This is a genomic window from Pseudonocardia alaniniphila (genome assembly GCF_022524485.1).
Lineage (GTDB): Bacteria > Actinomycetota > Actinomycetes > Mycobacteriales > Pseudonocardiaceae > Pseudonocardia > Pseudonocardia alaniniphila.
This window is the reverse complement of the sequence record NZ_JAKXMK010000043.1, coordinates 82183-94572: the sequence shown is the minus strand read 5'-3', so window position 1 is coordinate 94572 and position 12390 is coordinate 82183. Positions and strand designations below refer to the sequence as shown.

The following is a 12390-nucleotide window of genomic DNA, read 5'->3' as shown; positions in this document are numbered from 1 at the left end:
TCGGCCTCGGCGAAGACGGCCCCACCCACCAACCCATCGAGCACTACGCCGCCCTGCGCGCCATCCCCGGCCTCTCGTTCGTCCGCCCCGGCGACGCCAACGAGACCGCCCACGCCTGGCGCGCCACCCTCGAACGGGCCGAAGGCCCCACGGGCCTCGCCCTCACGCGTCAGAACCTGCCCGTGCTGGAGGGCACCTCCTACGACGGCGTCGCCCGCGGCGGATACGTGCTGGCCGAGGCATCCACCGGCCAACCGCAGGTGATCATCGTGGCCACCGGGTCCGAGGTGCAGATCGCGGTGGACGCCCGAACGATGCTCGAAACCGACGGCGTACCCACCCGGGTCGTCTCGATGCCCTGCGTCGAATGGTTCGACGAGCAGGACGAGGCCTATCGCCGGTCCGTGCTACCGGCCGCCGTCCGGGCCAGGGTCTCGGTCGAGGCAGGAATCGCGCAGCCCTGGCACCGGTTCACCGGCGACATCGGTGAGTGCATCTCCATCGAGCACTACGGGGCGAGCGCCGACTACAGGACGCTCTTCCGCGAGTTCGGGATCACCGCCGAGGCGGTCGTCGACGCCGCACGCCGCTCCCTGGGCCGGGCCTGATTCCCGTACCCGGCCGGGCACCGGGAGAGACCCGACGGATGACGATGCAGCAGATCGAGAAATGGAGCAGAACCGAGCATGAAGATAGCGATGGTCGGCTTGGGGCGGATGGGCGCCAACATGGTGCGCCGATTGCTCCGCGACGGGCACGAGTGCGTCGTTCACGACATCTCGGCCGACGCCGTCGACGCGCTGGCCGGTGAGGGTGCGCAGGCGGCGTCGTCACTCGAGAACCTCGTGTCCCGGCTCGAGGCACCCCGCACCGTCTGGCTGATGCTTCCGGCGGCGATCACCGGGGGCACGGTCCGGAGACTGCTCGACATGCTGGAACCCGGCGACGCGATCGTCGACGGCGGCAACTCCTCCTACCGCGACGACATCGACCGGGCGCAAGCCGCGGCCGTCCACGACGTGGACTACGTCGACTGCGGCACGAGCGGCGGGGTGTGGGGGCTCGATCGCGGCTACTGCCTCATGATCGGCGGGCCGGACCGCGCGGTCGCACGGCTCGATCCCGTGTTCGCCTCGCTGGCGCCGGGTGTGGATGCGGCGGCCCGCACGCCCGGCAGATACGGCGCGGTGTCGCAGTCCGAACAGGGCTACCTGCACTGCGGCCCTCCGGGAGCGGGCCACTTCGTGAAGATGGTGCACAACGGCGTGGAGTACGTCCTGATGGCGGCCTACGCGGAGGGTCTGAACGTCATCCGCGGCGCCGGCGTGGGCCGCCGCGACACCCGGGCGGACGCGGAGACCGCGCCGCTGCGCGAGCCGCAGTACTACCCGTTCGACGCGATCGACCTCGCCGAGGTCGCCGAGGTGTGGCGCCGCGGCAGCGTGATCGGCTCGTGGCTGCTCGACCTCACCGCGCAGGCGCTGCTCGCCGACCCCGACCTGGAGCAGTTCACCGGGCGCATCTCCGACTCCGGCGAGGGCCGATGGACGTCCATCGCGGCGATCGAGGAGGGCGTACCCGCCCCGTTGCTCACCGCCGCGCTCTACAGCCGGTTCGCCTCCCGCGGGGGCGAGATCTTCGCCGACAAGGTGCAGTCGGCGCAGCGCAGGGAGTTCGGCGGACACATCGAGAGGAGCGCCGGATGACGGCCGCCGACCCCGCGGCGACCGGTCTCGCCGCGTGGCACCCCGGCCCCCGGGCGGACGTCCTGGTGCTCTTCGGAGTCACCGGTGACCTCGCCCGCAAGATGATCCTTCCCGCGCTCTACCGGCTCGTCGAGCGCGGTGAGCTCACCGTGCCCGTGATCGGCGTGGCCCGCACCGACTGGAACACCGAGAAGCTGCGCGAACACGTCGGCCACAGCGTCGAGGCAGCACTGGACGACGTCGAGCCGGCAGCGCTGCGACGGCTGCAGGGTCTGGTGCACCTCGTGTCGGGCGACTACGGGGACCCACTGACGTTCGAACGGCTCGCGTACGCGGTGCACAGGCACGCGGGGCAAAGCGCGTTCGCCGTGCACTACCTGGCCGTGCCGCCGGGCCTGTTCGGCGTCGTCGCGGACGGGTTGGCCGCGGTGGGGCTGCACGAGTTCTCGCGGCTCGTGGTGGAGAAGCCGTTCGGCCGCGACCTCGACTCCGCCCGGACGCTCGACGCGCTGTTGCGCCGCCACTTCGCGGACGAGCGGATCTTCCGCGTGGACCACTACCTGGGCAAGGAACCGGTCGAGGACCTGCTGGTGCTCCGGTTCGCCAACACCCTGCTCGAACCGATCTGGAACCGCACGTGGGTGGAGCGCATCGAGATCACGATGGCCGAGGACTTCGACGTCGCCGAGCGGGGCTCGTTCTACGACTCGGTGGGCGCGGTCCGCGACGTCGTGCAGAACCACCTGCTCCAGGTGCTCGCCTACCTGACGATGGACGCCCCGCACACCGACGCAGCCCACGACCAGCACGACGCCAAGAACCACCTCCTGCGTGCCGTACGTCCCGTGGACCCGGCCGAGGTCGTACGCGGGCAGTACATCGGCTACCAGGAGGCAGCCGGTGTCGAGGCGGGCTCGACGACCGAGACCTACGTGGCACTGACCCTGCACATCGACAACTGGCGCTGGAGCGGCGTGCCCGTGCACATCCGGGCGGGCAAGGCGCTGCCACGCACTGTGGTGGACGTCGTCCTGGTCCTCCGCCGGCCGCCACGGATGTTGTTCACCGGGACGGACGGGCCGCCGCCGCCCAACCGGATCCGGCTGTGCCTGCAGCCCGACGCCGGTGTCACCTTCCACGTCCTCGCGAAGCGGCCCGGCGGCGACGACGTGGCGACCGAGCTGCCCGTGTCGGTGGACTTCCGCCAGGTGCTCGGCCCGGTCCACGCGCCCTACGAGCGGGTCTTCGACGACGCGCTGGCCGGAAATCCCGCGCACTTCGCCCGGCTGGACAACCTGGAGCAGGCCTGGCGGATCGTCGGACCGATCCTGGACGTGGGCACGGCGCCCCTGCCGTACGCCCCCGGCACGTGGGGCCCCACCGATGCTGGTTCGTGACCGGCTGCCGGCAGCACCGACGACCTGAGAGCGCCTATCGGGACACGATCGACCGCCTGATCCGCACCCGCATTCACCGGTGCACGCGTGCCCATCCGCGTCCGCGCACCTTCGCAACGCTGAGCACCACGTCGCACACGCAGCAGCGCTCATGAACCGCCTTGGGCTTCCCGGACGTCATCTCATTCATGGCGATTCGCTCCGGGGTGAGTGCCCGGCGCATCGGCACCGATTCGCGCCGATCGCACCTCCCCTGCGCCGCTTGTGTGGATTGCCCGGGGATGTGACCGGGGACCGACACGGGCGCGACCGGAGGTTGACCCCACGAAACTGCACACGTGCCCTTCTCGTCACTTGAAGGAGAACGCGATGATCTGCGGACGATGTGGATGGTTCATTCCCACTGACTGCACATGCCGCCGAGTCGACGACCCGGCCACGATGGCCCGACTGCGGGGCATCGTCGACCAGCGTCATCGTGATTCGGCGGCTCGGGCCAACAGATCGGGGTGGGCGATCGAGCCGCGGCTCGACGGATGAGACCGGCCCCGCTCGGTGCGGCTACCACACCCGGTATCGCGCCGCTGTCGCGTAGGCCTGCGTCGGGTCCACCGTCACGTCGAGTGTGAGGGTCCAGATCCCCGGAAGCGGCACGACGGTGTTCGTGCTGTGCCACCGCGACGTGTCACCTGGGTCGTTCACCAGCCTGACGCCCAGGGCTGCGACGCTCGCGGTGGACAGGTTCGCGGTGATCGCCTGTACCGGGACCGGCCTGCCGGCGGCGTCGGTGACGTCGAGTTCGAGGTCCTGCCTGCCCCGCCGCGTGTCGTCGACATGAACGTGCACGACGTCCGCGCCAAGGGGTGCGTCCACGTCGACCGGCGGCCCGTAGGTGGTGGAGGCCGGGGGCTGCGACACGAGCACCGCGGTGACGGCCAGCACGACGACGGCGAGGGCGGCCTCGATGCGCACGCTGCGCCGGAGGACGGTGAGCACGTCGCCACCGGCGAAGCGCTCGTCGCCCGTGCCGTTCGCGGCGGTGGCCAGAACGCGGCGCTGTGCCAGAACGGCGGCGACGAGCATCGCGGCGATGACACCGAGCTTGATCAGCAGCACGGCGCCGTAGCCGGTGGACCACAGCGCCTGTACGGGTTCGACCTGGCGCGAGGCCTGGAACTCTCCGGTCACCACCAGGCACGCGACGCAGCTGTAGGCGATGTAGGACCAGCGTTTGATCACGGCGGAGTGGAGCTCATGCCCGCCCCGCCGGGCGAACGGCACCACGACCGTGACGAGGACCGCGAGGCCACCCAGCCAGATCGCCATCGCGGCCAGATGCAGGATCGCTGCGATCAACGCGAGCGGGACGTCGGGACCGACGGATTCGTGCCCGGTCAACGCGACGGTGACCAGGAGCGCCAGCGCCGCCACCGCGCCGGTCACGGCGTGCCCGAGGCGGCGCAGTCGAGCCAGCGAGGCGCTGGTCAGCAGGGGGATCACCAGGAGGAGCAGCGCCAGCCGGGCGATCAGCTCCTGCCCGAAGGCACTGCCCAGCGTCTCGCCGGCGCCTGCCAGCCGGAGCACCGCGGGCCAGCTGCCGTCCTCCGCCCGTGCCCCTTGGAGGACGAACGCGACCAGGGTGCCCACCACCATCAGCAGCCACCCGCACCACAAGGTCAGGCGCGTGCGGCGCGCGGTGATCACCCATGGCCACAACCACGCCGCCGCGGCGCCGACCCCGATCAACAGGACGATCCCCAGGTAGAGCAGGCCCTGCGCCACGTCGGTGGTGACGTCCAGTGAGCGCGTGCGGTCCGGCGGCGGTGCGGGCGCGGCCGAGGGGTCCACGCCGATGCCGAAGGTGATGGAGCCGCCGACGATGTGCGTGTCCGCCGACACCACGCGCCAGGTCGCGGAGTACGTCCCGGCGGGCAGGCCCGGCCGGAGCGGCAGCATGATCGTCGTGCCGTCGGCGGACTGTCGCAGCTGCCCGGTGTCGACCCGCTCCCCGGTACTGGAGATGACCTCGTCGGACGCCGGGATGGGCTGGACGGCCTCGTCGAACGTCAGCGACACCTCGGACGGCTCGCTGTCGACCCTGGCGCCGTCCTGGGGTGAGCTGCCGTCGAGCACCGCATGCGCGCTCGCCGGACCCGCCAGCCCGACGAGAGCGACGACGGACAGCAGCGTGGCGAGGGCCAGGGTGCGCAGCCTCGAGCCCACGCGGGGCGCCCGGATCACGACCCCGCCGTGGTCCTACGCCTGGTCAGGGCGAGCGCCAGGGCGGCGGCGCTGATCACCAGGGCGACGATGCCGAGGACCAGGCCCGCGATGCCCGTCCACGAACTTCCCGACGAGCTCTCCTGCCCGGTCGTCCCGGTGGTCACCCCGGCCGTGCTCACGCCCGCGGCGGACATGCCGGACCCGCCGGGCGAGAGCGTCAGCACCGGCGCCGGGTGGGCCGGTTCGGTGGTTCCGTCGGCCGACTGTTCGTCCCAGTTCACCGTGGTGCCGTCGCTGTAGGTCTGCAGCGCCCCGAACGACACGGTGGACGCCTTGGGAAACGGGCCCACCGACAGGTTGAACATGTCGAACTGTCCCGGCGGGATGGCCGACGCGGGGCTCGTTGCTTTGAAGTCGACCTGCGAGACGTACTGGGTGATCGTCGACCCGTCCTCGCCCGGCTCCGGATGGGCGAGCGGCTTCTTCTCGACCGTCGCGGTCCAGCCCGCCTTCGGCTGGGTGTCCACCGAGGTGAACGGCGTGTTCGCGGGGAAGGTGATCTGCAGCCCGGTGGTCGACGCGGTGGCCGACTCGGTGGGCACCCGGAAGGTCACCACCCCGGAGCCGGCCTGGACCGCGTCGGTGCCGGACACCTTCACGTGCGCCGATGCCGGCACGGCGAAGGCCAGGGTGGCCACCACCGCTCCGAGCCCGGCGAGACCCGCCCGAAGCGCCCACCGGCGCTTCCGGACCTCGACTCCGACCGCCGTGTCACTCAATTCCCTCACCTCTCGTTCCGGTCCGCCGCGGACGGTTACGCCATCTCGGCGAACGTCACCGCCATCGCGGCCGCCATCAGGCCGCCGATCACCGCGGCCGTCATCGACGTGCCGGTTCGCGCTCGGCGGAAAAGGACGGGACGCAGTTCGTGCGCCACCAGTCGAATCGCCGCGGCACAGAACACGACCGCGAGCAGGACACACGGCGGCCTGGTCCACATCGGGAGCCCGGACATCGCATCCATTCCAACCGGGGCCGGGGCCGACATGCTCATTCCCGACATGCTCATTCCCGCCATCGAGGCCATCTCGCCGGACGACATCTGGCCCGATTCGGAAAACGCGGACGCCGGGGGCGGCATGGTGGACATCACCACGCCCATCCAGACCATGGATCCCATCATCATCGCGTGGTACCAGGCGTCGTGGCCGATCACGACCGGCCCTCCGGTCGCCGGGCGTGCGAACAGTGCCTCCGCGATGAACCACAACATCGCGCCGGTGAAGACCGTCACGTACAGCATGATCGGAACCGCCACGCTCCAGAGCATCGCGATCATCGCGATTCCCATGAGCGCGTGCAGGCCCGCGCCGAGGGTGGACCCCCACCGGGGCCGAGGCCTCCACTGCCCGGCCACACGAGCGATGTAGTACCCGGCGGCGACGGCGAATGCCGCCGACAGAATCCACCGGGAAACCTGGTCGGTCATCACTCTGGCTGCTCCCCTCCCCCGAACATGCCGCTCTACTGGTCCGCGGTCGTACCCGCGCGGTTCCGCGCAATGGGCCACGTCACACATCCCGAGCTCCACGACATGGACACGTGTCGCTGTTCCGCGGGCCGCCGAACAGCCTTATGCGTCTATGACATGGCAGGGGGTCGTTATGTGACGTGCGACAGATGTGACGAGCACCGGCTCCGGGAACCAAGCGGGTCGCGGCGACGACTATGGATGTCGACGCGTGTACCAGCGCGCCACGACCCGAGGGCGGAGGTGGGGCACGACCGTGATCGACGATGCGCCGAGCTGGGGGGCGGCACTGGCGCTCTGGCGGTTCTCCCCCGTGGTCGACCTGCTCCTCGCGCTCGCGACGGTGGGCTACCTGCTGCTCGTGCGCCGCTGCGGTTCCGGGGCCGGCCCCGGCTGGCCGTGGCCGCGCACGGCCGCGTTCCTCGTCGCCGTCGCCGCGCTCGTGGTGGCGCTGGACGGCCCGGTGGCGGCCTTCTCCGACGTGCTGTTCTGGGTGCACATGGTGCAGCACCTGATGCTGATCATGGTCGCGCCGGTGCTGCTCGTCTGGGCCCAGCCGTGGCGCCTCGTGCACACGGCGGGAGGCCCCCGTGCACGCGCCGCCGTGGATCGCGTGGTCGGCAGCCGGGTCGCGCGCTGGCTGACCGCGCCGCTCCTCGGCCTCGGGCTCTACGCGGCCGTGGTCATCCTGACCCACCTCACCGGCTTCCAGCAGATCTCGGCCACCCAGCCCCCGATCCGGGCGGTCGAGCTCGTTCTCTACCTGGTCAGCGGCTACCTGCTGTTCCTGCCGCTCGCGGGCTCGGAGATGAGCCCGTGGTCGCCGCCGCACCTTCTGCGGTTCGTGCTGCTGGCGTTGAGCATGGGCGTCGACACGCTCACCGGCGTGGTCCTGATGCTGACCCCGCGGCCCCTCGCGAGCGCCTATGCGGCCGCCCACCCGGGGTGGGGACCGAGTGCCCTGGCCGACCAGGAGGTCGCCGGCGCGATCATGTGGTTCGGCGGCGACGTCCTGATGCTCGTACTGATGATCGCGATCGCGGTGCGCTGGGGCCGGGCCCGCGACCAGGACCAGGGCTTCGGCACCTGGATCGAGGGCGTGCGGCACCGCACGCTGCTCGGCACCGCGGCAACCGACGTCGACCACGTGGACGACGACGAGAGCGCGCTGCGGGCCTACAACGAGGCGCTGGCGGCCCTGCACGCACGCACCTCCGGAGACAAGGGAGACCGGCCGTGACGGCGGACGCAGCAGCCGAGGTCGCCGCCGACCAGGTCGGCGAACTGCGGCAGTACGAGATTCTCGTCGGCGGGATGACGTGCGCGGCCTGCGCCGCCCGCGTCGAGCGCCGGCTCAACAAGCTCGACGCCGTGCAGGCCACCGTCAACTACGCCACCGAGCGGGCGCGCGTGCTGTGCCGGGACGGCGTCGACCCGCGCACGCTGGTGGAGCAGGTGGAGCGGGCCGGGTACACCGCACGGCGGATCGATGACGTCGCCGCCGCGGGCGACGACGACAGCGACCACGAGCGCCGGGTCGCCGACCTGCGACGTCGGCTCGCGGTGGCCGCTGTGCTGGCCGTACCGATCTGCGACATGTCGCTGGCCCTGTCGCTGTTCGGCGAGCTGCGCTTCCCGGGCTGGCAGTGGGTGCTGCTCGTGCTGGCCGCCCCCGTGGTCGCGTGGTGCGCACTGCCCTTCCACCGGGCAGCGCTGGCCGGGGCACGCCACGGCGCGGCCTCGATGGACACCCTCGTCTCGGTCGGGATCCTCGCCGCCTCCGTGTGGTCGCTCTGGGTCATGATCGCCGACCGCGACGTCACGCCCGGCCTGGGCCAGGGCCTGTCCGTGCTGTCGGGCAGCGACCACGCCCTCTACCTCGACGTCGCCGCGGGAGTCACCACCTTCCTGCTCGCGGGCCGCTACTTCGAGGCGCGGGCGAAGCGGTCTGCCGGCTCCGCGCTGCGGGCGCTGCTGGCGATGGGCGCCAAGGACGTCGAGGTGCTGCGCGACGGCGAGGTGCGGCGTATCCCCGTGTCGCAGCTGGAGGTGGGCGACACGTTCACCCTCCGGCCGGGCGAGATCGTCGCCACCGACGCCGTCGTGATCGACGGCAGCTCGGCCCTCGACCTCAGCATGGTCACCGGCGAGCCCGTGCCACAGGAGGTCGTCCCCGGCACCGCCGTCGTCGGCGGCGCGGTGAACTCCGGCGGACGGCTCGTGCTGCGGGCCACCCGGGTCGGGGCCGACACCCAGCTTGCGCGGATGGCGCGGCTCGTCCAGCGGGCGCAGGAGGGCAAGGCGGGCGCGCAGCGGCTGGCCGACCGCGTGGCCGGGGTGTTCGTGCCCGCGGTGCTGGCCCTCGCCGTGCTCACCCTGATCGGCTGGCTCCTCACCGGGCACCCGGTCGGGCTGGCGGTCACCGCGGCGGTGTCCGTGCTCGTCGTGGCCTGCCCCTGCGCGCTGGGCCTCGCCACGCCCACCGCGGTGCTGGTCGGCACCGGCCGTGGCGCCCAGCTCGGCGTGTTCATCAAGGGCCCGCACGCGCTGGAGGCCACCCGAGCCGTGGACACGATCGTCCTCGACAAGACCGGCACCCTGACCGAGGGGCGCATGCGGCTCGTCGACGTCCGCACCGCACCCGGCGTCACGCGCTCGCGGCTGCTCGCCATGGCGGGCGCGGTCGAGGCCGCGTCGGAGCATCCCATCGCGGCGGCGGTCACCACGGCGGCCACCGCCGAGCTCGGGACCCTTCCCGCCGTCACCGAGTTCGCGGCCCAGCCGGGTCTGGGCGCTCACGGCCTCGTCGACGGCGAGCGGGTGGTCGTCGGCCGGGCGAAGCAGTTCGCCGAGCACGGCCTGCGGGTGCCGGAGGACATGGAGGCCGCCCGCGACGAACTCGAGACGCGCGGCGTCACCGTCGTCCTGGTCGGCTGGGGCGACGCGGCGCAGGGCCTGCTCGCCGTGGCCGACACGCTGCGGTCGACGAGCGTGGCCGCGGTCGCCGCGCTGCGGCGGCTGGGGCTGCACCCGGTCCTCGTCACCGGGGACAACGCCCGCACGGCGGCCACCGTCGCCGCCGAGGTGGGCATCGACGACGTGGTCGCCGAGGCTCTGCCCGAGGGCAAGGTCGAGGTGATCCGGAAGCTCCAGGAGCAGGGCCGGAGCGTCGCCGTCGTCGGCGACGGCGTCAACGACGCCGCGGCGCTCGCGGCGGCCGACCTCGGCATGGCCGTTGGCGACGGCACCGACGCCGCGATCGAGGCCGCCGACATCGTCCTCGGCCGCGAGGACCTGCTCGTCGTCGCCGACGCCGTGGAACTCGCCCGCCGCACCCACCGCACCATCCGCGGCAACCTCTGGTGGGCTTTCGGGTACAACACCGCCGCTCTGCCGCTGGCGGTGGTGGGCCTGGTCAGTCCGCTCATCGCCGCTGCGGCGATGGCCCTGTCGTCGGTGTTCGTCGTGTCGCACAGCCTGCGTCTGCGGCACTTCCGGCCCACGGCGGGCGGCACGCTGTGACGATGTCCGACCGGCATCGCGTGACGACGCGGGATCGGCCCGGCGTGATCACCCCGGATCGGCACGGCACGGCGATGCCGGGCGGGTCCATGCGGGCGGCTCTGATCCTCGGGGTGGCGGTCTCGGCCGTGCTCACCGGCGCGCTGCTCGCTGCGCTCGCTCCCAGCGTCGCCGTGCAGTACGGGCTGCAGGACCTGGGCCCGATCGTGGACGCGGGGCTACCCGCCGCCCGGGTCGTCGCGGTGGGCGCGGCCGCACTGAGCATCGGGAACCTGCTGCTCGCGGCGGTGCTGGCCCCCGGGGACGTGCACGGTGTCGTCTCGCCCAGCGGCTACGCGGGCCTGCGGGCCGCGGCACGCTGGGCGCTCGTGCAGGCCGTGGCGTCGGCCGTCGTCACGGGGTTGCTCGTCGCGGAGAACAGTGGCGTCCCACCGGCGACGCTGGCAGGCCGTCTCGACGTGCTCGTCGTCGGCGTCGATCAGATCCAGCAGGCGGGCGGCTGGGCGGTCTCGGCGCTCGCCGCGCTCGCCGTCGCGGTGCTCGCGGCCCTCGCGCTGTCGTGGCGCAGCGCCGTGGGGCTGTTCGTGCTGGCCATGGCCGCGCTGCTGCCCGTCACCCTGACGGCCGCCACGAACGCCGAGCGTTCCCACGACATCGCGGGCGACGCGGTCACCCTCCATGTGCTCGCCGCCGTGCTGTGGCTGGGCAGTACAGCCGCCACCGCGGTGCACCTTGCGCGGCGCGGTCCGGCCGCCGACGTCGTGCTGCGCCGCCATCGCACCGTCGCCCACGGTGCGCTCGTCGTGGTCGCCGCATCCGGCGTCGTGTCGGCCGCGTACGCGCTCGCCCCGTCCGACGTGTTCACGAGCGGGTACGGGTGGCTGGCCCTGGTCGGAGTGCTGGCGGTGCCGCTGCTGGCTCTCGCCACACACCGGCTCGGCGCGGTCGGGCCGGGGATCGCCGGGCGGGGGGCGGCGCTACGGGTCGTCGCCGTGGAACTGGTGCTGCTCGCACTCGCGTTCGCGACCGGCACGGCGTTGACGCGGGTACCGCCGCCGAGCGAGACCGGCTACGAGGCCACCCGGTACGTCTACCTGATCGGTTACGACCTCCCGGCACACCTCACCGCGGTCGATCTCGCCGTGCGCTGGCGGCCGGACCTGGTGTTCGGCCCGCTGGCCGTGCTCGGGGCGGTCAGCTACCTGATCGGGGTGCGCCGGCTGCGCCGTGCAGGCGGCGACTGGCCGGCCGGGCGCACGGTCGCGTGGCTGGCCGGCTGTGCCACCGTGCTGATCGTCACCTGCTCAGGCATCGCCACGTACGGCGCGGCCGTGTTCAGCGTCCACATGGTGCAGCACATGCTGCTCGCCACCCTCGCGCCGGTGCTGCTCGTCCTCGGCCACGGCGTGACCCTCGCCCTGCGGGTGGCAGAGCCCGGCCCGGCCGCCCGTCTCCTCGGGATCCTCGACAGTCCGGGGGTCCGCTTCGTCCGCCACCCCGTGGTCGGCTGGCTGGCGGTCGCGGCCACGCTCTTCGGGCTCTACCCCACCGGGTTGTACGCCGCGATCGTGCAGGAGCACTGGGCGCACCTCGCGATGAACGTCGCGTTCTTCGCCACCGGCCTCGCACTGTTCTGGCCCGTCCTCGGCCGCAGCCTGCCCAGCCGGGCTCTCCCGGCGATCGCGCGCATCGTCATGGTGTTCGCGGTGATGGCGCTGCACGCCGGGTTCTCGGTGTGGTTGCTCGGCCTGTCCACGCCCGTGGCCGGCGGCTTCTACGGCGCGCTGCAACTGCCGTACGTCCCGGACCTGCTCGCCGACCAGCGGCTCGGCGCGGTGCTGGCATGGGCGCTCGGGGAGCTCCCGGTGATCCTCGCGGTGCTCGCTCTCGTCGCCCGCTGGGCCAGCGACGACCGCGCTCCCCGCACGGAGGCCGAGACGTCCTACCCGGACGGGTTGCGGCCACGGCGGCTGGAGCGGTTCGTGGCCCGCGAACCCGGCTGACGCGCACG

General features: G+C 72.6%; 9 protein-coding genes. 6 read left to right on the top strand and 3 right to left on the bottom strand.

Annotation, left to right across the window (positions count from 1 at the left end; translation table 11 throughout):
* The 3 genes from MMF94_RS37830 to zwf form a co-directional block, all read left to right on the top strand.
* The coding region (locus MMF94_RS37830) for a transketolase-like TK C-terminal-containing protein (RefSeq protein ID WP_277398915.1) at positions 1–608 on the top strand (608 nt) is incomplete at its 5' end.
* 78 nt (positions 609–686) lie between these two features.
* Positions 687–1706, top strand: coding sequence for a phosphogluconate dehydrogenase (NAD(+)-dependent, decarboxylating) (gnd, locus tag MMF94_RS37825; RefSeq protein ID WP_241042287.1), 1020 nt, complete (start codon positions 687–689; stop codon positions 1704–1706).
* Complete coding sequence (zwf, locus tag MMF94_RS37820; protein ID WP_241042286.1) at positions 1703–3103, top strand: glucose-6-phosphate dehydrogenase; 1401 nt, start codon at positions 1703–1705, stop codon at positions 3101–3103. The genes gnd and zwf overlap by 4 nt, the downstream gene beginning before the upstream one ends.
* Before the next feature lie 561 nt (positions 3104–3664).
* Here zwf and MMF94_RS37815 read toward each other — a convergent pair.
* The 3 genes from MMF94_RS37815 to MMF94_RS37805 are packed head-to-tail and all read right to left on the bottom strand — an operon-like array spanning position 3665 to position 6815.
* A complete protein-coding gene (locus MMF94_RS37815; RefSeq protein WP_241042285.1) occupies positions 3665–5326 on the bottom strand; it encodes a copper resistance CopC/CopD family protein in 1662 nt (553 codons plus the stop codon).
* Between the two features lie 14 nt (positions 5327–5340).
* Complete coding sequence (locus MMF94_RS37810) at positions 5341–6105, bottom strand: YcnI family copper-binding membrane protein (RefSeq protein ID WP_241042284.1); 765 nt, start codon at positions 6103–6105, stop codon at positions 5341–5343.
* A 35-nt stretch (positions 6106–6140) separates the two neighbouring features.
* A complete protein-coding gene (locus tag MMF94_RS37805; RefSeq protein ID WP_241042283.1) occupies positions 6141–6815 on the bottom strand; it encodes a DUF5134 domain-containing protein in 675 nt (224 codons plus the stop codon).
* 298 nt (positions 6816–7113) lie between these two features.
* Between MMF94_RS37805 and MMF94_RS37800 the strand changes: the two genes are divergently transcribed.
* Genes MMF94_RS37800 through MMF94_RS37790 form a run of 3 tightly spaced genes read left to right on the top strand, consistent with a single transcriptional unit; the run spans position 7114 to position 12382 of the window.
* A complete protein-coding gene (locus MMF94_RS37800) occupies positions 7114–8097 on the top strand; it encodes a cytochrome c oxidase assembly protein (RefSeq protein WP_241042282.1) in 984 nt (327 codons plus the stop codon).
* The gene (locus tag MMF94_RS37795) at positions 8094–10379 is read left to right on the top strand and encodes a heavy metal translocating P-type ATPase (protein ID WP_338104415.1); all 2286 of its coding nucleotides are present in this window, start codon (positions 8094–8096) and stop codon (positions 10377–10379) included. Before MMF94_RS37800 ends, MMF94_RS37795 begins: the two co-directional genes overlap by 4 nt.
* 2 nt (positions 10380–10381) lie before the next feature.
* On the top strand, positions 10382–12382 hold the full coding sequence (locus tag MMF94_RS37790; protein ID WP_241042281.1) for a cytochrome c oxidase assembly protein: 2001 nt from the start codon (positions 10382–10384) through the stop codon (positions 12380–12382).
* The last annotated feature ends 8 nt before the right edge of the window (positions 12383–12390 follow it).